Genomic DNA, 19,558 nt, shown 5'->3' on the forward strand with positions numbered 1-19,558 from the left:
CCGAAACGCCTTGATTGCCGACGCTTATTGCCGTTCACGCGCCTTCGACTCACGATACTCGGAGCCTCCATGACGCAATACCTTCAGCACCCGATCTATCTCTTCATCACGCTGATCGTCAGCCTGCCGCTCGCCGCCGCGCTCGGCGCCGTCTTGCTCAACCGGCGCTTTCCGCTCTCCGACTCGGCACGCGAAAACTACAACGTCGTGCAAGGCGCGACGCTCACGCTGCTGGCCTTGCTGATCGGCTTCACGCTGTCGATGGCGGTGGGCCGCTACGACCAGCGCAAGAATCTGGAGGAAGAGGAAGCGAATGCGATCGGCACCGAGTATCTGCGCGCGGATCTGGTCGGCGGCGCGGGCGCGGAGCATCTGAAAACGCTGCTCGCGAAGTACACGGAAGTCCGCGTGCGCTACTACACGACGCACGACCGCGAAGGACTCGCGCAGATCGACCGGGAGACCGCCGATCTCGAAACGCAGCTCTGGAACGGCGTGCGCGACGCGGCGGCGGCGCAGCCGAATCCGGTCACCGCGCTCGTGGTCGCGGGCATGAACGACGTCATCAACTCTCAGGGCTATACGCAGGCCGCGTGGATCAACCGCATTCCGGTGGCCGCGTGGATCCTCATGGTCATCATCGCGCTGTTCAGCAATCTGATGCAGGGCTATGGCGCGCGCGGCGACCACGGCAAACGCATCCTGCTGTTCGTGCTGCCGATCACAGTGTCGCTCTCGCTGACCCTGATCGCCGACATCGACAGCCCGCGCGGCGGCTTTATCCGCGTCGCGCCGCTCAATCTGCTCAGCTTCCAGCAATCGTTGCCGGCGCAGCACTGAAGGCCACACCGAGCACCTCACTGCCCGCCGCATTTTTCACGCCATCATGAAGATCATCCGCAGCAAAAACTTCACCGCCGAACGCGCCTGGGGCGCGCTCGACATTGCGAATCTGAACGGCACCACCGTGCGCCTGCACTGGACCGATCAGCCTTACAAATGGCACGTGAACGACGGCGAGGAAGTGTTCGCCGTGCTCGACGGCATCGTCGAGATGCACTATCGGGAACGCAGCGGGGAAGGCATTTCGGAACACGTCGCCGTGCTCGAAACCGGCGATGTGTTTTACGCGCAGGTGGGCTGCGAGCACGTGGCGCATCCGCGCGGCGAGGCGCGCATTCTCGTGATCGAAAAGGAAGGCAGCGTGTAAGCGCTCGTGTGAATCCGGCCGCGTCCAACGCGCTCGCCGTAATTCTTCTACACTAGGCGGCCATTGTCGCCGCGCACGCGCGACCCGACCCTCCATAGGAACCGCATGAACGCACTTTCGACCTTCCCGATCTCCGAGAAATGGCCCGCGCAGCATCCCGAGCGCATCCAGCTCTATTCGCTGCCCACGCCCAACGGCGTGAAGGTGTCGATCATGCTGGAGGAAATCGGCCTGCCTTACGAGCCGCATCTGGTGCGCTTCGACACCAACGATCAACTGTCGCCCGCCTTTCTCTCGCTGAATCCGAACAACAAGATTCCGGCGATTCTCGATCCGCACGGCCCGGACGGCGCACCGCTGCCGCTGTTCGAATCGGGCGCGATCCTGATCTATCTCGCCGACAAGACCGGCCAGTTGCTCGCGCGCTCGGGCGCCGCGCGCTACGAAGCGATCCAGTGGGTGATGTTCCAGATGGGCGGCATCGGCCCGATGTTCGGCCAGGTGGGCTTCTTCCACAAATTCGCGGGCAAGGACTACGAGGACAAGCGTCCGCGCGACCGCTATATCGCCGAGTCGAAGCGTCTGCTCAAGGTGCTCGACCAGCGCCTGGAAGGCCGCGCGTGGCTCATGGGCGACGACTATACGATCGCCGATATCGCCACGTTCCCGTGGGTGCGCAATCTGGTGGGCTTTTACGAAGCGGGCGATCTCGTGGACTTCCACGCGTTCGGCAACGTCAAGCGCGCGCTCGATGCGTTCGTCGCGCGTCCGGCCGTGCAGCGCGGACTGGAAATTCCGAAGCGCGTGTAAGCGCGATTGAGCGCGGCGTTTCTGTTAGCGCGTTTTGATGGCGCGCTTTGCGTCACGCGTTAAATCACGCGTTAAATCACGCGTGATACCGCGCTTCAACCCGTGACTCACGGCGCGGTTTTCACGCGCGCCGACACCGTATCAGCGACCTGCCCCGCCGCGCGCTCCACAGTCAGGCGCTGATCGCCGCGCGCGATCACGAACTTCGCGGCGGCCACGTATGGATTCAGCGCGATGGCCGCGCCCGCGCCCGGCATCTTGTGGCTCGACTGCGTGTCGATCACCTGATAAAGCGGCGCAGGCGCGTGAGCCGCGAGATCGTCGATCGCCACGGCCAGTTGCACTTCGCTCGCGCCCGCGCCGAAGCCGACCATCGCGCGCCGCATCCGGTTGCCCTCGTCCACCTGCAGGAACACCCCGCGCACGAGCCAGCCCTGCGCGGGCGTAGGCGCGCCCGTCGGCAGGCGGCGCGCATCGACGCCCGCGCGGCGCAGATCGGCGACCAGCGTCGACGCCATTTCCTCGACGATATCGCGCGCCTTCGCCTGCGGGTCCTCGCCGCGCAGACGCGACAAGGGCCGCGGCAGCAGACCGCCGCCGAGATGACGCGCCTGATCGACGGGATTCGGATCGGTCGTGACGTTCGCGGCGTCGAGTTCGAAGTCGCTCACGTAGACGAGCGGCGCGGCGGCAGGCACGGCCGACGGCGCCGCTTCGGCAGGCGCCGACGATTGCGCGCACGCGGCGCCCGCACCCGCGCCGAACCACAGCGCGGCCAGCACGATCGGCCATCGGGGCAGGCTCATCGCAGCCTCCAGCGGTTGAGGATTCGCCCATCATAGCGGCGGCGCGGGACGTGTTCCGTTTGCCTGCCAACCGTGCCGCGCGCGCAAAGCCAGCCGCCGCTCAGGCGCTCGCCTGCCCGAGCCCGGCGCTCGCCTTCTGCGCATTCCCGAGCAGGTCCTGGGCGAGCGCGAGCGCCACTTCGCCCGCCGGCGACATCGTGCGCTCGGCCAGCACCACGATGGCGATATCGAGGCCCATGCGCGGCGAATCGGCCACCTCGATGCGCTCGATCGTGCCCGCCGCCAGCTCGCGCCGCACCGACGAGACCGTGCCGAACAGCAAGGCGTCGGTCTGCTCGACGAAGGACTTGAGCACCTGCAGATCGTTGCATTCAAGCTGCACGGCGATCGGCTCGTGCGAGCGGATTTTCATGAGCCGATGCACGGCCGCGCGCATGAACGGCGGCAGCGGCACCGACACCAGCGGATAGGCGCGCGCCGCCGCCGCGGTCACCGGCCCGCGCTGCGCGAGCGGATGCCCCGCGCGCGCGAACCAGCCGCCTTCGTGACGCTTGAGCGACTTGATGGCGATCGCGGGATTGTCGGGCAGCACGCGCCGGTCGGTCACCAGAAAGTCGAGCTGTTCGGCCAGCAGCATCTCGACCATATGCATGCCCTGATTCACCGACACCTTCATCTCGACCGCCGGATGACGGCGCGAAAACTCCACCAGCAGGTCGGGCATCAGCACCATCGTCGGATACGGACCGAGGCCCATGCGCACCTCGCCCGCCTCGTGCGACTTCAGCAGCTCGACGTCGCGCGTCAGACAATTGGCCTCGAACAGCACGCGGCGCGCGCGCTCGACCACGGCCTTGCCCGCCTGCGTGACCGCGACGCCGCGCACGGCGCGGTCGAACAGGCGCAGCCCGAGTTCCTCCTCGATCGCCTGGATGCTGCGGCTCAGCGCGGGTTGGCTCAGATGCACGCGCTCGGCCGCGCGCGCGAAGCTGCGCTCCTCCGCGAGCGCGACCACGTGGCTCAAACGCCGGACACTCAGGTCATGCATGCCTTGCAAGCTCCCATCGATGAGAATGCGTTTTTTGAATGTCGCAGCGTAGTCGCGAAACGCGCCGCGCTCAAGCCGGATCCGCCCTGAAGCTGCGCTCGCGCAGGGGTTCGAGCGCGTGCATGTGTGCGGGCCCGTTCAGCCGTCGAGCACGCCGAAGCGGCGCAAATCGCGTTCGAGCGTGGCGGCATCGACGAAGACGCAGGCGTGCAGGCCCGCGTCGCGCGCGCCTTGCACGTTGGCTTCGCTGTCGTCGATAAAGAGCGTGTCGGGCGGCGTCGCGCCTACCTGCGCGAGGCAGCCGAGATAGGCCCGCGCGTCGGGCTTGAGCGCGCCGAACGCCGCCGAGCCGTAGACGCGCTCGCCGAACAGCCGCGCGACCGGCGGATTCAACACGTCGAGATGATCGGTGACGAGGCGGCCGTTGTTCGTCAGCACGGCGATGCGGCAGCGCCGCGCGGCACGCGCCGCGAGGGCGAGCGTCGCGTCGTTGGGCGTGATCGACGCGCGCCGCGACGCGAGCCACGTCTCGCGGTCCATCGCGCAGCCGAGCAGTTCGCCGAGCGCGCGCAGATAGGCGTCGGGTGCGAGTTCGCCCGCGTCGGCGCGCGTCTCCAGGCCGGAACCCCAGATCGCCGCGCGCACGGCCTCCGGCGTGGTGCCGGTCAGCGCCGCGAGCCGCGCCGCGCGCGCGTCGCGGTCGTAGTGCGAAAGCACGCCTTCCATGTCGAACAGGACCGTGCCGATTTTGCCGCTGTGCGCCGCCGTCGCCGTCATGGGCCGCTCCCGCTCCGAGTCATCGCCGATGATAGCGCCGTCGAAACTCCGCGCGTTTCCCCGATTGCTGCGCTGCGTCGGCCTGCGCACGCAGCGCGCCGCGTGCGCGTGTTCGTGCGTGCGCGGGCGTGCTCGCGCCCCGAAAGGCGGGCCGCGATTCCGGTTAAACTCAATCGATGGACAAATGCCGATATTGCGGAAAGCTGCGCGACGAGTGGGATTGCCACGGCGACGACTGCCGTCGCGCGATCTCGCAGGCGCTGCGCCGGCAGCGTCAAGGACTGCCGATGGTGCCCAACGTGATCCGCAACGAGATCCCCGAAAACGCCAGCACCGGCGAGATCATCAGCGTGCTTTCGCGTCAGCGCATGCGCGCGCGGCGCGGCAACGAGGAGCGCCGCGAACGCAAGGAACTCGACATCGCCGACGAAGCGGGCCGCATCCACGAACGCCAGGCGCGCGCGGGAAAGAACTCGGGCAACTCAAGCAACTAAAGCCCGACGATCTGCTGCCGGAATTGCGCGCAGACGCGCCGCACGGCGTCAGGTTCATGCGGCACCGGCAGCGCGGCCATCGCGCGAAAGAAGGCATCGTGTCGCGCGGGCGAGGCGACCAGCAGCACGCGCGCGGACGTCGCCGAGCGATTGGTGAAACCGTGCACGTCGCCGGGCGCGACCGCGATCGTCTCGCCCGCGCCCGCCTCGCGCACGTTCTCGCCGAAACGAAAATCCAGCGCGCCTTCGAGCACGACGAAAGTCTTGTCCTCGTCGAGCGAGCGATGCAGGGGCGCGCCGCCGCCCGGCTCCACGCGCATCTCCATCACTGTGTAAGGGGCGGCCGTACTCAGCCCCGCGATCACGCGCGTAGCCATGCCCGCGAATTGCAGCGATTCCTGCGTGTCGATCATGCCGGTTTCCATCGTGTGCGTTCCTTGTTTTAGCGTTTGGCGTGCGCCTTTCGTGCTTGATCGACGCCACGCGAAGCGCCAGTGTGCGCGCCCGACCCGCCGCCGATAAGCCCGCTAGAATGGCGGCTCCCGCCAACGAGATGGACAATGGATATCAACGGCTGTCTGGCCTTTGCGGCCGTCGTGGAAAGCGGCTCGTTCGCCGCGGCGGCACGCGAACTGGGCGTGCCGCGCTCGACCGTGAGCGCGCGCGTCGCGGCGCTCGAAACGCGGCTGGGCGTGCGTCTGTTGCGGCGCTCCACGCGCAGCCTCGCGCTCACCGCCGAAGGCGAGACGTGGTACGCCACCGTCGGCGGCGCGATCGCCACCCTGCGCGAAGCCGAGCGGCGCGGCCTGCCGGACGCCGGGGTGTTGAGCGGCACGATCCGCGTTTCGGTGCCGCTCGACTTCCCCGATGCGCTGCTCGCCGACGCCATCGCGAGCTTCCTCGCCGCGCATGAGCGCGTGCGCATCGACGTGCATGTGAGCAATGCCGTCGTCGATTTCGTCAATGGGCAGTTCGATCTCGCGATTCGCGGCGGCGCGCCGGGCAGCAACGAAGCCGTGGCGCGACGCATCGCGGGCTTCACGATCCGGCGCTACGCGAGCCCCGCTTATCTTGCCGCGCACGCGAACACCGACACGCTCGCCTTCGTCACGCAGTTGCCCGGCGCGGGCCATGACGCGGGTTTGCGCGTGGAGGCGGGCCAGCGCGTGGCGGCGCAGACCGCGCGTCAGTCCTCGCGCGTACAGGCCAACAGCTTCGCGCTGCTCAAGGAACTTGCGCTGCGCGGCGCGGGCGTGGCCGCTTTGCCCGCGCATTTGTGCGAGCGGGAGATCGCACAAGGCACGCTGATCGAAGTGACAACGGACGGCGATACGGCCGAAGAAACCGGACTCTTTATCGTCTATCCGTCGCGGCGCGATATGAGCGCGCGCGTACGCGCCTTCGCCCACCACCTCGCGTCGACGCTGGAAGCGCAGGCCGCCGCTTGAACGCCGACTGATCGTTGCCCGATCACCGATCGATCCTCGCTCGATCGCGAAACGCGCCTCAAGCCACGCCGTCCCGCGCCCACGCGACGAACGCCGCGCCCGCCTCGCGCAGCACGGCTTCGCGATGCGGCATATCGAGCCCCGGCGCTTCGTAGTACGCCGCGACGAGCAACGGCGCGCGGCCCGGCGGACGCACGATCGCGTAGTCGTTCGTCTGCGCTTCCACGCTCGTACCCGGACGGTCGCCCGCGTGCCAGCCGGCGGGCAAGGCCGCGCGGATGCGCTTTCGTCCCGGCGTGCTCGCGACCATCCAGCTTTCGAGTTGCTCGCGCGCCGCGCGGCTCAGCACGTCGCCGAGCAGAATCGTCCGCACCGAGTGCACGACGGCGCGCGGCGACGTGGTGTCGAGCACGCCGCTCGCCTGATTCGAGGCCGGCTCGTAGCGATCGGAACGCGTGACGTCATCGCCGATCGAGCGCATGAACTGCGTGAGCGCGGACGGGCCGCCCACGCTGCGCATCAGCAGAATCGCCGCCGTGTTGTCGCTGACTTCGACGGCGGCCTGGCACAGCGCGCGTACCGGCAGCGCGCCTTGCGCGACATGCGCCTTCGTCACCGGCGAGGTGAAAATCAGATCGTGCTCGCTGTACGGCACGGGACGCTCCAGCGTTTCCTTGCCCGCATCGACGCGCGCGAGCACCTGCGCGGCCAGCAGCCCCTTGAAGGTGCTGCACATCAGAAAACGCTCGTCGGCGCGATGCGCGAGCGTGCGGCCCGACGCGGTATCGAGCGCAAACACGCCGAGCCGCCCGCCGTTGCGGCGCTCGATTTCGGCAAGCGGCGCGTCGGTAAGCGGCACATCGGCGGCGCGCGCCGCGCGCGTCATGCCGCCGAGTCCGAGCAGGAGCGGCAAGCCGATGCTCAACTGTCTGCGCGTTCTGGAAATCGTCACGTCGATGCCACTCCCGTCGCTGAAAAAGACGAGAGCGATTATTGTCGATGGACTACCGGTTGCGCCAGCGCGTGCGCGGCAACGGGCTAAAAGGCCCCACGGCGGTCGCCGGTAATCGGGCCCAAACGAGCAAGAACGCCCGATCTGGCCTAAACTGGCGCCCTCGAAGGCGCCTTGCGCCGCTTCATTCCCGGATTCACCCCCAGATTCACCAGGCTCGACACACCATGTTTTCGCTCTCCGACTCCCTGCCCGCCGACAAACCCGCGCTCTACGCCACGCTCGCCGCCCAGGCGCGCGCGCTAATCGAAGGCGAGACCGATGCGATCGCGAACGCGGCGAACTTCTCCTCGCTCGTCTACAACTCGCTCGAAGGCCTGAACTGGGCCGGTTTCTACTTCTTCGACGGCAAGGAACTCGTGGTCGGCCCGTTCCAGGGCAAGCCCGCCTGCGTGCGCATTCCGCTCGGCAAGGGCGTGTGCGGCACGGCGGCGCAGACGCGCGAAACCCAACTCGTCCCCGACGTGCACGCGTTTGCGGGCCACATCGCCTGCGATTCGGCGTCGCAGTCGGAAATCGTGGTGCCGCTCGTGGCTGCCGACGGCACGCTGATCGGCGTGTGGGATGTGGACAGCCCGCATCTCGCGCGCTTCGACGACGAAGACGCCAAGGGCATGGCCGAACTGTGCCGCGTGTTCATCGAATTCGGCTGGAAGCAAGCCGCGCGATAAACGCCGCGTTTCACCCGCGCGGATGCATCGTCAGGATGACGAAGTATCCGCGCCTGGCTCCGCATCCGCCCCCTCGCCCGACTTCAGAAAGTCGACGAACGCCCGCAGCGGCGCGGGCGGATGCCGCCGCCCCGGATAGTAGAGAAACGGCCCGGAAAACTGCGGCCACCAGTCCTCCAGCAGCGGCACCAGCGCGCCGCTCGCGAAATGCGGCTTGAGCGTGTCCTCGAACATCGCGATCACGCCCGCCCCGTGCAACGCCATGCCAATCGCCAGATCGAGCGCCGCCGCGGGCTTCACCACCAGCGGTCCCGGCGGATCGAGCCGCACGGTCTCGCCGTCGCGCTCGTATTCCCAGATCGCCATCGCGCCACCCGAGAACTGCACGCGCAGGCAGGCGTGATCGAGTAGCTCGCGCGGATGCGCGGGCGCGCCGCGCGCCGCCAGGTATTCCGGCGCGGCCGCCGTGGCGAAGCGCTGCACGCGCGGACCGATCGGAATCGCGATCATGTCCTGTTCGAGCCGCTCGTCGTAACGGATGCCCGCATGGCAGCCCGCCTCCAGCACGTCGACGAAACCATCTTCCACCACCACTTCCACGCGAATCTCGGGATAGGCGCGCGCGAACCCCGCGAGTATCGGCGGCAGCACGCTGCGCGCGACGTTGGCCGGCACGTTCAGCCGCAGCACGCCCGCGGGCCGGTCGCGATAGCCGTTGAGCACGTCGAGCGCGGCCTTCATCTCGGCGAACAGCGGCGTGATGGTTTCGAGCAGACGCTGCCCTGCCTCCGTCGGCGCGACGCTGCGCGTGGTGCGGTTCAGCAGGCGCAGGCCGAGCTTCGTTTCGAGCCGCCGCACCGCCGTGCTCAGGCTCGACGGCGAGACGCCGCCGACGCGCGCGGCGTCGCGGAAACCGCCCGCGCGCGCCACCGCGACGAAGGTGGCCAGATCGTTCATTTCCAGGGACTGATGGCCTTGCGGACGGGTTTCGCGCGTCATGGTGAGGTCGAGTCGGATCGATTCGGGTCGAAAATACGAGGCAATCGGATGGGACAGTGTGATGTCTCCGCCACGGCATCATTGTGCAAAATTTTGCACAACCCGTGCGGATCTGACGGGATTATCCAATAACGCGCCGCAGTCCATACTGGCGCCATCCCTTTTCGAGGAAATTCGAGGAAAACACCATGACCCAGCAGACCGCCCCGCAGAGCACCCCCAGCCGCACCTTCGAATTCGCCGGCCGCACCGTCAACCGCATGGGCTACGGCGCGATGCAGCTCGCCGGTCCCGGCGTGTTCGGGCCGCCGAAGGACCGCGCGGAAGCCGTCGCGGTGCTGCGCGAGGCGCTGGAACGCGGCGTGAACCATATCGACACGAGCGACTTCTACGGCCCGCACGTGACGAACCAGATCATCCGCGAGGCGCTGCATCCGTATCCCGCCGATCTGACGATCGTCACGAAGGTCGGCGCCGTGCGCGACGATCAGGGCAACTGGCTGCCCGCGCACGCGCCCGCCGATATCGAGCGCGCCGTGCACGACAATCTGCGCAATCTGGGCCTCGACGCGATCGACGTCGTGAACCTGCGCATCATGGGCGACGTGCACAAGCCCGCCGAAGGCCCCGTCGAGCCGCAGATGGAAATGCTCGCGAGCCTGCGCGAACGCGGCCTCGTGCGCCATATCGGCCTGTCGAACGCGACGGCGAAACAGGTCGCCGACGCCGAGCGCATCGCGCCCATCGTCTGCGTGCAGAACCACTACAACCTGGTCAATCGCGCCGACGACGCCTTCCTCGACGCGCTCGCCGCACGCGGCATCGCGTGGGTGCCGTTCTTTCCGCTCGGCGGTTTCTCGCCGATCCAGTCGACGGCGCTCTCGGACATCGCGCAATCGCTCGACGCCACGCCGATGAACGTCGCGCTCGCCTGGCTGCTGCATCGCGCGCCGAATATCCTGCTGATTCCGGGCACGTCGTCGCGCGCGCATCTGCGTGAGAATTTGCGCGCGCAAGACCTCGTACTCAGCGCGGACGTGCTGGCGAAACTCGACGCGATCGGCAGCACCGCCGGCTGACACGATTGGCCCGCACGCGCGTGGGCGCACGCGGGTATGCGCCTTGCGTTCGATACGGTGGCAGCGCGATGTTGCGCGAAACCGGAGGACGGCGATGGACGGGCGGCGTGTCGTAATCATGCGCAGGGCGCGGATTGGCATCGCGATGATGACCGCCTGCGCGGCGTCGTTCGGCGGCGCACTCGATGCGCACGCCGCCGGGAAATTCGACGGCGCCTGGCACGTCACACTCAACTGCGCGACGACGCCCACGCCCGATCACGCAGTTAGTTATACGTATCAATTTCCCGCCACGGTGGTGGAAGGCGTGCTGCACGGCGAACATGGCGCGAAGGAGCAAGGCGGCTGGCTCGCGCTCGACGGCAAGATCGAACCCGACGGCGTCGCCACGCTCGTGGCGAATGGGCTGACGAATTCGCCTGAGCATGCGCTCGGGCATCCGTCGCCGCGCACGCCGTATTCGTACCAGGTCAGCGCGCATTTCGACGCGGCGTCCGGCAGCGGTCAGCGAACCACGGCGCGGCAGTGCGATTTCGTGTTCGTGAAGTCTTGAAGGCGTGAAGGCGTGAAGTCGTGAAGCGCCGATGCGGCCCGCGCCCATAAAAAAACCGCGGTCCAAAGACCGCGGTTCATGAGCGCTCATCATCACGCGTCGCGACCTGTCACTCGCTTTCACACCCGAAAGCGCACGCTGAACAGATCACGCCAAACATCAAGCCGCGGGCGTGTCGCCGGCGTCGGCCTGCTGCGTGCCGTCGTCGGCGGCCTTCTCGTCTTCCTTCTTTTCGACGAGGTTCTCAAGCGCCCCCGCGCCCTCGAAGCCCGCGACCGCGGCTGCCGCCTTCGTCAGAAAGCCCGCGTCCGGATCGACCTTCTCAGCCGCTTCAACCGCGGCCACCGCACCCGCCACTTCACCCAACTTGTCCAGAATGCCCATTTGACCCCTCCGGTTTGCTCGATTGCCGATCCCTGCTTCTTGCCTGTCGAGGCGCGGGCCGCACACGCACTCCGTTGCCGCCGCACCTTTCTCTCGTTGCTCGCACCGCACTCGCCAAGCGTCGGCGGTTTGATGCATTCTGGGCGCGGCCAACCGGCATAGCAATCATAAATCGCCTTGTTTAACAATGGTTAACGGTTCAATCTGCATACGAAATATTGCCCGCCGTCAAAGTGATGCCTATACTGGATTCGTCTCCTCTATGTCTCCATCGACATGGTTCAAGCCCGCCTTGATCGCGGGCTTTTTTCTTTTGGGCCGCCCGCTCGGGAATCGCCGCGCGAAGCCGGACCCGCGTGACGCACGCGCACTGGCATAATCGACGTTTCGCCTGCTCAATTCTTACGTCCGCCTTCGCAATGAACCTGCATACCTGGTGGCTGTTTCTCGCCACGGTCTTCGTCGTCTGTGCCATCCCCGGTCCCAACATGCTGCTGATCATGTCGCACGGCGCCCAGTACGGGCTGCGCCGCACCAGCGCGACGATGGGCGGCTGCCTGTCCGCGCTCGTGCTGATGCTCGCGGTCTCCGCCGCCGGGCTCGGCGTGTTCCTGCAAGCGTGGCCGACGATGTTCAACGTGCTGCGCTTCATCGGCGCGGCTTACCTCGTGTATCTGGGCGTGAAGGCCTGGGGCGCGCCGGTCGAGCAAAACGCCGCCGACGAGGCCGAAGCCGAGGCGCTCGCCGCCCGCCCCGCGCGCTCGCCGGGCGCGCTGTTCCGCAACGGCTTTCTCGTCGCCAGCAGCAATCCCAAGGCGATCCTGTTCGCGGCCGCGCTGCTGCCGCAATTCATCGACGCGAGCCGCCCGACGCTGCCGCAGTTCGGCGTGCTGGTGGCGACCTTCGCGGTCTGCGAGGTGAGCTGGTATCTCGTCTATGCGGGCTTCGGCACGCGCATCGGCGCGACGCTCAAGAGCCGCCGCGTGGCGAAGGCGTTCAATCGCGTGACGGGCGGCGTGTTCGTCGGCTTCGGCGCGATGATGGCGCTGATGCGGCAGTGAAAGCGATACGGGCGGCGCGCGGAGCGGGTGCGGGAAGCATCGTCGCCTTGCACGCCACCCTCATGGCGAACGCCTGAGGCTTCGCTGGCATAGCAACGTCCGCGATCCACGACGCCGCCATGCCGCCGCTTAAAAGTTATGCAGCAGGCCGATGCGCGCATTCCCCTGCCAGCTCACCTGCGAGGGCGCGAAGTCGTAAGCCGTGACGGGATCGACGCCCGACGATGCCTTCAGATAGTCGACCGACGCATAAACCTGCGTGCGCTTCGACAAGCTGTAATACGCGCCGAGGCTCACCTGATGCCACTTGTGGCCCTCGAAGCGCGTATGTTGATAAGCCAGCGCGGTCAGCAGCGCGGGCGTCGCCTGCCACGTCGCCCCGCCCTCGTACACCTGCATCACCGTCGCGTCGCCCTGATACTTGAGGCGCGTATTCGTCATGTTCGCAATCAGCGAAACATTGCCGATCGCGTAGCTCGCGCCGATACCCAAGGTCCCCAGCGAGTCGATCGCGAACGACTCCTGCACCGGCGTCACCACGTCGCCCTCGCGCGTCACGACGGTCCGGCCCATGAAGCTGCGCAAGCCCATCGCCGCGTAAGGATCGAAGGTCGTGCCCGCGAGATACGTATAGGTCACCGCCGCCGTGAACGGCCCGTGATCGTAGAAGACGCCGCTGCTCCACGCACTGCCCTTGTGGAATTCACCCGCCGTATTGCTGAACGCGTACATCGCGATCGCCGACAAGCCATGAAAGTCGGGCGAGCGGTATTTCACCGAATTGTCGAGACGGTCGCCGAGTGTCCGGTCGAGATCGCCCTGGTGGAACCCGTAGCCTGACGCGATCGCGGCCACGTTATAGTCCCAGGCAAAGTCGGTCGTCGCGTCGTACTGGCGGCCGAACGTGAGCGTGCCGTAAGACGAGCTCAGGCCCACATAGGCTTGCCGCCCGAACATCAGGCCGCCCTGCCCGAGCGAACCGTTGTCGAGGCTGAAGCCGTTTTCGAGTTTGAATACCGCTTTCATCCCGCCGCCGAGATCCTCCGAGCCGTCGAGCCCCCAACGGCTGCCGCGATACACCCCGCTTTCCATGCGGACGTTATGCGCTCCGCCCTCGTTATTCACGACCGTGATGCCTTCGTCGAGGATGCCGTACAACGTCACCGAGCCCTGCGCATGGGCGAGCCCCGTCATCGACGCCGCGGCTGCCGCGGCGAACGCCATCTTGCCTCTCATTGCCTTCCCCTTCGCTGTTGTAAAAAGTGTGTGCGCCTCTCAGGCGAGGGCATCCAGAAATGCGAGCAGTGCGTCCTCGATCGCGCCGGGGTGATAGCCGCCCTCCTGCACGATCACGGTGGGCAACGCCTGCGCCTTCACGAGCCGCGCGATCCGCGCGTAAGCCGCGCTCGTCACGTCGAATGGCGAGAGCGGGTCGTCGCCGTGTGCGTCCCAGCCCGCCGCGATGACGAGCGCCTGCGCACCGAATGTCCGCGCGCGCTCGAACAAGGCGGCGACGGCCGCGACGAAGGTGTCGTCGTCTGCGCCCGCAGGCAGTGGAATGTTCAGATTCGCGCCGAGGCCCGCGCCTTCGCCGCATTCATCCGCCGCGCCGCTGAAGAACGGAAACGTGTCGCGCGGATCGGCGTGGGCCGAAGCCGTGAGCACATCGCCGCGCGCGTAGAAGATCGACTGCGTACCGTCGCCGTGATGCATGTCGAAGTCGATGATCGCCACACGCTCGACGCGCTCGCGCAGGCGCGCCGCCGCGATCGCCGCGTTGTTGAAGAAGCAGTAGCCCGATGCGCGGTCGCGCTGCGCGTGATGACCGGGCGGTCGGCACAGCGCGAGCGCGAGCGTCTCGCCCGCGAGCACGGCATCGGCGGCAGCGACGGCGGTCTGCGCCGACCAGTACGCGCCCTCGAATGTCCCCTTTCCAATCGGACAACTCAGGTCGCCCATGAAGATGCCGGCCTGGGCGAGCACCGGCAGTGCGGCGCGCTCGCGCACGCTGGCGCGCGACGGCGGAAACACATTGGGAATCACGTCGCCGCTTGCGTCGTCGGTACGCCAGCGCAACCACGCATCCCGCACGAACTCGACGTAGTCGGCGTCGTGTATGGCGAGAATCGGCGCGAGTCCGGCGTCCGTGGGTTCGCTGGCGATGCAGCTTGCGCGCTCCAGCGCACGCAGCAGGCACGCAACGCGCTCAGGGTTTTCATGCGCTGGAGTAAAGCGCCCGCGATAAAACGAGCGGCTCGGCATATGACCCGTCTGCCTTGGCGAATAGAAGGCTTTCATTAAATTCGGATACCTGAATAGTGTCGGCAAAAAAATTACGGCAAGGATTCGAACTGCGTGATAAAGCGCGTAGCGAGATAGCCATCGAACGTTTCGCTACCGCCTTCACTGCCGTAGCCGCTGTCGTGCAGGCCGCCGAACGGCGTTTCCGGCAAGGCCAGGCCGAAGTGATTCACGCTCACCATGCCCGCTTTCAGCCGACGCGCCGTATGTTGCGCATGCGCCGCCGATCGCGTGAACACATAGGAGGCAAGGCCGAACGGCAGCGCGTTCGCCGCCTCGATCACGCCGTCGACGCTGTCGAATGGCACCACGGCCGCGAGCGGGCCGAACGGCTCCTCTCGCATGACGCGCGCCCGGCTCAAGTCGCCGCACAGCACGGTCGGCGCATAGAAATGGCCGCGCTCGCGCAGTCGCGTGCCGCCCGTCGCAAGCGTGGCGCCTTCAGCGAGCGCGTCGTCGACGAGACTCTGCATTGCGTGCACGCGGCGCGCATGGCACAGCGGGCCCATCTGTACGCCAAATTCGTCGCCAACACCTACGCGCGTGCTCCGCATCGCCTCGGTGAAGACGTCGACGAACCGCGCATACGCAGGCCGCTCGACGTAAAAGCGCGTCGGCGAAATGCAGACCTGCCCCGCGTTGCGCAGCTTCTGCACCGCGAGCGCGCGTGCGCAGACGTCGATGTCGGCATCGGCGAACACGAGCACGGGGGCATGCCCGCCCAGTTCCATCGTCGAGCGCTTCATGTGACGGCCCGCGAGCGCCGCAAGCTGCTTGCCGACTTCGACCGAGCCGGTGAACGAGACCTTGCGCACCACGTCGTCGGCAATCAGCCGCGCGGACAATACCGGCGGCCGTCCCCACAGCAGGTTCAGACAGCCGTCGGGCAAGCCCGCTTCCTGCAATGCGCGGGCGAGCGCCACCACGGCCGAAGGCGCCTCCTCCGGCCCCTTGAGCACGAGCGTGCAGCCCGCGCCAAGCGCCGCGCACACCTTGCGCACCGCCTGGCTGAACGGAAAATTCCATGGCGTAAAGGCGACGCACACGCCCACAGGCTCGCGCACGACGCGCTGATGCACACGCACGTCGCGCGAGGGAATCTCGCGTCCGTAAATGCGGCGGCACTCCTCCGCATGCCAGAAGATGTGATCGGCGGCGAAGCGCACTTCAGCCAGCGCCTCGTCGAGCGGCTTGCCTTGATCGCGCACGATGTTCACCGCGATGTCCGCGGCGGTTTCGAGTACGCGCTCGCCGAATCGGCGCAGCACACGCGATCGTTCGTAGGCCGAAGTGTCCCGCCACGGCGCGAATGCCCGTTGCGCTGCGGCGAGCGCAGCGCTCACGTCGGCATCGTCGGCGTGCGGCAGCCAGCCGATCGCGCGCTCCGTCGCGGGATCGAACACCTCCTCGCCTTCGCGCGCGTCCGTCTTCCATTGCCCGTCGATAAACAGCGCGAGCGTTTCGTAGGGCGATGGGTGAAGCACGCGTTCAGAAGTCGACATGGCCGCGCTCGCGTGCGTAGACCAGCGCGTCGTCGAGCGCGCGTTCGATACGTCCGATCAGATCGTCGATCTGCGTTTCGCCGATGATCATCGCGGGGCACAGGCTCAGCGTGTCGCCGAGCGCGCGCGTGATGACGCCGTGCGTGCGCGCGCGCTGGCCCGCGAACGCGGCCACGCCCGCCTCCGGCGCGAAGTTCTCGCGCGTGTCCTTGTTGCGCACGAATTCGAGCCCTGCCACGAGTCCGCTCACGCGCGCTTCGCCGATCAGCGGATGCGCGCCCAGCCGCGCAATGCCCCGCTCGAAACGCGGCGTCACTCGCCGGACGTGGCCGACGATATCGCGCTCCTCGTAAATCTTCAGCGCTTCGAGCGCCACGGCCGCCGCAACCGGATGACCGCCATACGTGAAGCCGTGCGAGAACGAACCGAGCTTCGCACTCTGCGCGACGAGCACACGCTCGATCTTCTCGTTGATGAGCAGCGCCGAGATCGGCATATAAGCGGCCGAAAGCTGCTTGGCCACGCTGATCATGTCCGGTTCGATGCCGAACGTCTGCGAGCCGAACCAGTTGCCCGTGCGCCCGAAGCCGCAAATCACTTCGTCGGCGACCAACAGGATGTCGTACTTGCGCAGCACCGCCTGCACTTTTTCGAAGTAGGTCTTCGGCGGCACGATCACGCCGCCCGACACCATCACTGGCTCCGCGAAAAACGCCGCCACGGTGTCCGGGCCTTCGCGCAGAATCAGCGCTTCGAGCTCGTCGGCGCAGCGGCTCGCAAAGGCCTCCTCGCTCTCGCCCGGCAGACCGTTGCGATAGTAATGCGGGCACAGCGTGTGCAGAACGCCCTGAATCGGCAGATCGAAATCGCGATGATTGAGCGGCAGCCCCGTGAGACTCGCCGATGCCACGGTCACGCCGTGATAGGCACGCAGCCGCGAAATGATTTTCTTCTTTTGGGGACGGCCGATCGCGTTGTGGTAATACCAGATCAGCTTCACGGCGGTGTCGTTGGCTTCGGAACCGGAGTTCGCGAAGAAGGCTTTCGCCATTGGCACGGGCGCGAGCGCCAGCAGCTTTTCGGCGAGTTCGATCGTCGGCGCCGTCGATTTGTGCGCGAACGAATGATAGAACGGCATCGCGCGCATCTGGCGCACGGCGGCTTCCACGAGACGTTCCTCGCTGAAACCCAGGCCCGCGCAAAAGAGACCGGCCAGGCCTTCGATATAGCGGTTGCCCTGCTCGTCGATCACATGAATGCCGTCGCCGCCGGTGATGACGTGCGCGCCCACGGTTTCGTGCAGGCTCAGGTTCGTGTAGGGATGCAGCAGGTGCGCGGCGTCGCTGCGTTGGAGCGCGCTTTGCGCGAGCGTTTCGTGAGGGGCGTTCATACGCAATTCCTTTTTTACTTCGCTAAAACAGGGAGATTCGATCGATGCGGACAGCACGCGCCAGTGGCGTCACACCACCACGTGCAGATCCGATGACTTCCAGCCCACCGCGCAGCGCGCGCCGGGTGCCAGTTCGCGCGCCTCAGGACCCCGCACGCGCACGCGCAAGGCGGTGTCGTCGCAACGGCCGCTCAGCAGCACGCTGTCGCCATAATTGACCATCGTTTCGATCAGCAACTGGCGCTGCACGTCGCACTGATTGCGCGTGACCGCTTCGCCGCAATGAATCATCTCGGGACGTAACAGCACGTCGACCTTCGCGCCCGGCGCGGCGTCGAAGCGCTTGCGGCCGGTGAAGTCGCCGCCCGGCAGCGCGAAGCGCCCTTCGCCGAGCGCGTGGCCCTCGAACAGATTGCTGTCGCCGACGAACGACGCAACGAAGCGCGTCGCCGGTTCGAAATAGACTTCGTCGGGCGTGCCGATCTGCTCGATACGGCCCGCGTTGAAGACCGCGATGCGGTCGGACATCGTCATCGCTTCGGTTTGATCGTGCGTCACGTAGATCATCGTCACGCCAAGATCTCGGTGGATGCGTTTGAGTTCGATCTGCATGTGCTCGCGCATCGCCTTGTCGAGCGCGCCGAGCGGTTCGTCGAGCAGCACCACGTCGGGTTCGAACACGAGCGCGCGAGCGAGCGCCACGCGCTGCTGCTGGCCGCCCGACAGCGCCGCAGGATGACGCGACGCGTAAGCGCCCAGACCGACCATCTCCAGCGCGGTCATCACGCGGCGCTTTTTCTCGGCCTTCGCCACGCCGCGCATGCGCAGCGGAAACGCGACGTTATCGGCCACGCTCAGGTGCGGAAACAGCGCGTAGTTCTGGAACACCATGCCGATGTTGCGCGCATAGGCCGGCACGTTGTCGATCGCGCGTCCGGCGATGCGGATAGCACCGGAACTGGCGTGCTCGAAGCCGGCGATCATCATCAGCGTGGTGGTCTTGCCCGAGCCGGACGGCCCGAGAAAAGACACGAACTCGCCGGGCTGAATGTCGAGCGATACGCGATCGACGGCGCGATGCTGACCATCGTAGGTCTTGCTGACCTGATCGAGCGTGAGGGAGCGGGCTTGCATGGGGACCTCAACGAATAAAGGGCAAACAGCTTTGAATCAGTCTTTGGAGCGAGCTTCGAATCGGCGCTTCAGGAGCGTGCGGCTTGCGGCACGGCCACCGCGCCTGGCAGGCGGCGGCGCACGAGCCGCACTGCGAGCGGCGCGAAAATTGCGGCGCACACGAGCGCGAGCAGAAACGACGACGCCGCGGAGATCACCGGATCGGCTTCCATGCGGAAGCTGTTGAACATCTGGCGCGGCAGCGTACCGGTGTCGGGGCCGGAGAGAAACACGGCGATCACGGCTTCGTCGAACGACTGGATGAACGAGAACAACGCGGCGACCAGCACAGCAGGACGCAGCACGGGCAGCGTCACGAGAAAGAATGTGCGCAGCGGTCGCGCGCCGAGATTCATCGCCGCGCGTTCGAGATTGCGATCGAACGATTTAATGGCGGCCGTCAGGATCAGCGTCGCGACCGGCAGCGCCAGGCACGCATGCGCGACGATCAGCGCCGCGAAACTCTGGCTCATGCGCAGTTCTCCGAAATAGGTGTAATAGCCGAGCGCCATGACGATCTGCGGGACGATCATCGGCATCATGAGCAACAGATTGAACGCGCCGCGCCCGAAAAACGTGTGGCGCACGAGTGCAAACGAAGCGGGAATCGCGAGCGTCAGTGCGATCAGCGTCGCGCAAGTCGCGATGAACACGCTGTGCCACAGCGAGCCCATCCAGTCGGGCGATGCGAAGAAGCGCGCGTAGCTGGCCGCCGACCAGCCCGGCGGCGGGAATTCGAGCGACGGCGCCGAACTGAACGACATCGGCACGACGATCGCGAGCGGTGCAAGCAGCACGAGCGCGATGAGGCAGGCGAGAATCTGCACAGGCTTTTTCATG

At 66.7% G+C, this 19,558-nt stretch carries 21 protein-coding genes and 1 pseudogene; 9 read left to right on the forward strand and 13 right to left on the reverse strand.

Annotation, left to right across the window (positions count from 1 at the left end; genetic code table 11):
• The first annotated feature begins 69 nt into the window (after positions 1–69).
• The 3 genes from LDO54_RS18485 to LDO54_RS18495 all read left to right on the forward strand — a co-directional run bounded on the left by LDO54_RS18485 (position 70) and on the right by LDO54_RS18495 (position 2,020).
• Positions 70–840: a hypothetical protein gene (locus tag LDO54_RS18485; RefSeq protein WP_224012124.1), complete on the forward strand. Its 771-nt coding sequence runs from the start codon at positions 70–72 to the stop codon at positions 838–840.
• Between the two features lie 46 nt (positions 841–886).
• The gene (locus LDO54_RS18490; RefSeq protein ID WP_224012125.1) at positions 887–1,210 is read left to right on the forward strand and encodes a cupin; all 324 of its coding nucleotides are present in this window, start codon (positions 887–889) and stop codon (positions 1,208–1,210) included.
• A 105-nt stretch (positions 1,211–1,315) separates the two neighbouring features.
• Complete coding sequence (locus LDO54_RS18495; RefSeq protein WP_224012126.1) at positions 1,316–2,020, forward strand: glutathione S-transferase N-terminal domain-containing protein; 705 nt, start codon at positions 1,316–1,318, stop codon at positions 2,018–2,020.
• Positions 2,021–2,127: 107 nt separating this feature from the next.
• On the opposite strand, the gene LDO54_RS18500 is transcribed toward LDO54_RS18495, so the two are convergent.
• The 3 genes from LDO54_RS18500 to LDO54_RS18510 all read right to left on the reverse strand — a co-directional run bounded on the left by LDO54_RS18500 (position 2,128) and on the right by LDO54_RS18510 (position 4,651).
• Positions 2,128–2,826, reverse strand: coding sequence for a DUF4410 domain-containing protein (locus tag LDO54_RS18500; protein WP_224012127.1), 699 nt, complete (start codon positions 2,824–2,826; stop codon positions 2,128–2,130).
• Between the two features lie 100 nt (positions 2,827–2,926).
• Positions 2,927–3,874, reverse strand: a complete 948-nt coding sequence (locus LDO54_RS18505) for a LysR family transcriptional regulator (RefSeq protein WP_224012128.1) — start codon at positions 3,872–3,874, stop codon at positions 2,927–2,929.
• A gap of 138 nt (positions 3,875–4,012) precedes the next feature.
• Entirely contained in the window at positions 4,013–4,651 is a 639-nt protein-coding gene (locus tag LDO54_RS18510) for an HAD-IA family hydrolase (protein ID WP_224012129.1), read from the reverse strand.
• A gap of 176 nt (positions 4,652–4,827) precedes the next feature.
• On the opposite strand from LDO54_RS18510, the pseudogene LDO54_RS18515 reads away from it, so the two are divergent.
• Positions 4,828–5,079 (forward strand): annotated as a pseudogene (locus LDO54_RS18515) (hypothetical protein); the annotation flags it as partial.
• Positions 5,080–5,141: 62 nt separating this feature from the next.
• Here the strand turns inward: LDO54_RS18515 and LDO54_RS18520 are convergent.
• Entirely contained in the window at positions 5,142–5,570 is a 429-nt protein-coding gene (locus tag LDO54_RS18520; protein ID WP_224012131.1) for a cupin domain-containing protein, read from the reverse strand.
• Positions 5,571–5,705: 135 nt separating this feature from the next.
• Here LDO54_RS18520 and LDO54_RS18525 point away from each other — a divergent pair, with 135 nt between their 5' ends.
• Positions 5,706–6,593, forward strand: a complete 888-nt coding sequence (locus LDO54_RS18525; protein ID WP_224012132.1) for a LysR family transcriptional regulator — start codon at positions 5,706–5,708, stop codon at positions 6,591–6,593.
• A gap of 58 nt (positions 6,594–6,651) precedes the next feature.
• Here LDO54_RS18525 and bla read toward each other — a convergent pair whose 3' ends face one another.
• Entirely contained in the window at positions 6,652–7,545 is an 894-nt protein-coding gene (gene bla, locus LDO54_RS18530) for a class A beta-lactamase (protein ID WP_224012133.1), read from the reverse strand.
• Positions 7,546–7,772: 227 nt separating this feature from the next.
• On the opposite strand from bla, the gene LDO54_RS18535 reads away from it, so the two are divergent.
• Positions 7,773–8,276, forward strand: coding sequence for a GAF domain-containing protein (locus LDO54_RS18535; protein ID WP_224012134.1), 504 nt, complete (start codon positions 7,773–7,775; stop codon positions 8,274–8,276).
• A 30-nt stretch (positions 8,277–8,306) separates the two neighbouring features.
• On the opposite strand, the gene LDO54_RS18540 is transcribed toward LDO54_RS18535, so the two are convergent.
• The gene (locus LDO54_RS18540) at positions 8,307–9,239 is read right to left on the reverse strand and encodes a LysR family transcriptional regulator (protein WP_224012196.1); all 933 of its coding nucleotides are present in this window, start codon (positions 9,237–9,239) and stop codon (positions 8,307–8,309) included.
• Positions 9,240–9,463: 224 nt separating this feature from the next.
• On the opposite strand from LDO54_RS18540, the gene LDO54_RS18545 reads away from it, so the two are divergent.
• Together LDO54_RS18545 and LDO54_RS18550 are read left to right on the forward strand one after the other, a co-directional pair.
• Positions 9,464–10,354, forward strand: a complete 891-nt coding sequence (locus tag LDO54_RS18545) for an aldo/keto reductase family oxidoreductase (protein ID WP_224012135.1) — start codon at positions 9,464–9,466, stop codon at positions 10,352–10,354.
• Between the two features lie 145 nt (positions 10,355–10,499).
• Positions 10,500–10,907: a hypothetical protein gene (locus LDO54_RS18550; protein ID WP_224012136.1), complete on the forward strand. Its 408-nt coding sequence runs from the start codon at positions 10,500–10,502 to the stop codon at positions 10,905–10,907.
• A gap of 159 nt (positions 10,908–11,066) precedes the next feature.
• Here LDO54_RS18550 and LDO54_RS18555 read toward each other — a convergent pair whose 3' ends face one another.
• Positions 11,067–11,291, reverse strand: coding sequence for a hypothetical protein (locus tag LDO54_RS18555; protein ID WP_224012137.1), 225 nt, complete (start codon positions 11,289–11,291; stop codon positions 11,067–11,069).
• A 419-nt stretch (positions 11,292–11,710) separates the two neighbouring features.
• On the opposite strand from LDO54_RS18555, the gene LDO54_RS18560 reads away from it, so the two are divergent.
• Positions 11,711–12,352 (forward strand): LysE family translocator, encoded by a 642-nt coding sequence (locus tag LDO54_RS18560; protein ID WP_224012138.1) that lies wholly within the window; start codon positions 11,711–11,713, stop codon positions 12,350–12,352.
• Positions 12,353–12,481: 129 nt separating this feature from the next.
• On the opposite strand, the gene LDO54_RS18565 is transcribed toward LDO54_RS18560, so the two are convergent.
• The 6 genes from LDO54_RS18565 to LDO54_RS18590 form a co-directional block, all read right to left on the reverse strand.
• Positions 12,482–13,588, reverse strand: a complete 1,107-nt coding sequence (locus LDO54_RS18565; protein WP_224012139.1) for a porin — start codon at positions 13,586–13,588, stop codon at positions 12,482–12,484.
• A gap of 39 nt (positions 13,589–13,627) precedes the next feature.
• A complete protein-coding gene (locus LDO54_RS18570) occupies positions 13,628–14,650 on the reverse strand; it encodes a histone deacetylase family protein (RefSeq protein WP_224012140.1) in 1,023 nt (340 codons plus the stop codon).
• Positions 14,651–14,685: 35 nt separating this feature from the next.
• Complete coding sequence (locus tag LDO54_RS18575; RefSeq protein ID WP_224012141.1) at positions 14,686–16,155, reverse strand: NAD-dependent succinate-semialdehyde dehydrogenase; 1,470 nt, start codon at positions 16,153–16,155, stop codon at positions 14,686–14,688.
• A complete protein-coding gene (locus tag LDO54_RS18580; protein WP_224012142.1) occupies positions 16,142–17,545 on the reverse strand; it encodes an aspartate aminotransferase family protein in 1,404 nt (467 codons plus the stop codon). Before LDO54_RS18580 ends, LDO54_RS18575 begins: the two co-directional genes overlap by 14 nt.
• A 69-nt stretch (positions 17,546–17,614) precedes the next feature.
• Positions 17,615–18,679 carry an ABC transporter ATP-binding protein gene (locus tag LDO54_RS18585; protein WP_224012143.1) on the reverse strand — a complete coding sequence of 355 codons (1,065 nt, stop codon included), beginning with the start codon at positions 18,677–18,679 and terminating at the stop codon, positions 17,615–17,617.
• Between the two features lie 68 nt (positions 18,680–18,747).
• Positions 18,748–19,557, reverse strand: coding sequence for an ABC transporter permease (locus LDO54_RS18590; RefSeq protein WP_224012144.1), 810 nt, complete (start codon positions 19,555–19,557; stop codon positions 18,748–18,750).
• Between the last annotated feature and the right edge of the window lies 1 nt (position 19,558).

The sequence above is a fragment of the Paraburkholderia tropica genome, from assembly GCF_914484835.1.
GTDB lineage: Bacteria > Pseudomonadota > Gammaproteobacteria > Burkholderiales > Burkholderiaceae > Paraburkholderia > Paraburkholderia tropica_A.

What these genes read in the sequence shown, in the direction of transcription:
- LDO54_RS18535 (WP_224012134.1), top strand. Translation starts at nt 7,773, where the DNA reads ATGTTTTCGCTCTCCGACTCCCTGCCCGCCGACAAACCCGCGCTCTAC.
- LDO54_RS18505 (WP_224012128.1), bottom strand. Translation starts at nt 3,874, where the DNA reads ATGCATGACCTGAGTGTCCGGCGTTTGAGCCACGTGGTCGCGCTCGCG.
- LDO54_RS18590 (WP_224012144.1), bottom strand. Translation starts at nt 19,557, where the DNA reads ATGAAAAAGCCTGTGCAGATTCTCGCCTGCCTCATCGCGCTCGTGCTG.
- LDO54_RS18510 (WP_224012129.1), bottom strand. Translation starts at nt 4,651, where the DNA reads ATGACGGCGACGGCGGCGCACAGCGGCAAAATCGGCACGGTCCTGTTC.
- LDO54_RS18560 (WP_224012138.1), top strand. Translation starts at nt 11,711, where the DNA reads ATGAACCTGCATACCTGGTGGCTGTTTCTCGCCACGGTCTTCGTCGTC.
- LDO54_RS18570 (WP_224012140.1), bottom strand. Translation starts at nt 14,650, where the DNA reads ATGAAAGCCTTCTATTCGCCAAGGCAGACGGGTCATATGCCGAGCCGC.
- LDO54_RS18555 (WP_224012137.1), bottom strand. Translation starts at nt 11,291, where the DNA reads ATGGGCATTCTGGACAAGTTGGGTGAAGTGGCGGGTGCGGTGGCCGCG.
- LDO54_RS18500 (WP_224012127.1), bottom strand. Translation starts at nt 2,826, where the DNA reads ATGAGCCTGCCCCGATGGCCGATCGTGCTGGCCGCGCTGTGGTTCGGC.
- LDO54_RS18495 (WP_224012126.1), top strand. Translation starts at nt 1,316, where the DNA reads ATGAACGCACTTTCGACCTTCCCGATCTCCGAGAAATGGCCCGCGCAG.
- LDO54_RS18585 (WP_224012143.1), bottom strand. Translation starts at nt 18,679, where the DNA reads ATGCAAGCCCGCTCCCTCACGCTCGATCAGGTCAGCAAGACCTACGAT.
- LDO54_RS18525 (WP_224012132.1), top strand. Translation starts at nt 5,706, where the DNA reads ATGGATATCAACGGCTGTCTGGCCTTTGCGGCCGTCGTGGAAAGCGGC.
- LDO54_RS18565 (WP_224012139.1), bottom strand. Translation starts at nt 13,588, where the DNA reads ATGAGAGGCAAGATGGCGTTCGCCGCGGCAGCCGCGGCGTCGATGACG.
- LDO54_RS18545 (WP_224012135.1), top strand. Translation starts at nt 9,464, where the DNA reads ATGACCCAGCAGACCGCCCCGCAGAGCACCCCCAGCCGCACCTTCGAA.
- LDO54_RS18490 (WP_224012125.1), top strand. Translation starts at nt 887, where the DNA reads ATGAAGATCATCCGCAGCAAAAACTTCACCGCCGAACGCGCCTGGGGC.
- LDO54_RS18485 (WP_224012124.1), top strand. Translation starts at nt 70, where the DNA reads ATGACGCAATACCTTCAGCACCCGATCTATCTCTTCATCACGCTGATC.
- LDO54_RS18520 (WP_224012131.1), bottom strand. Translation starts at nt 5,570, where the DNA reads ATGGAAACCGGCATGATCGACACGCAGGAATCGCTGCAATTCGCGGGC.
- LDO54_RS18575 (WP_224012141.1), bottom strand. Translation starts at nt 16,155, where the DNA reads ATGTCGACTTCTGAACGCGTGCTTCACCCATCGCCCTACGAAACGCTC.
- LDO54_RS18550 (WP_224012136.1), top strand. Translation starts at nt 10,500, where the DNA reads ATGATGACCGCCTGCGCGGCGTCGTTCGGCGGCGCACTCGATGCGCAC.
- LDO54_RS18580 (WP_224012142.1), bottom strand. Translation starts at nt 17,545, where the DNA reads ATGAACGCCCCTCACGAAACGCTCGCGCAAAGCGCGCTCCAACGCAGC.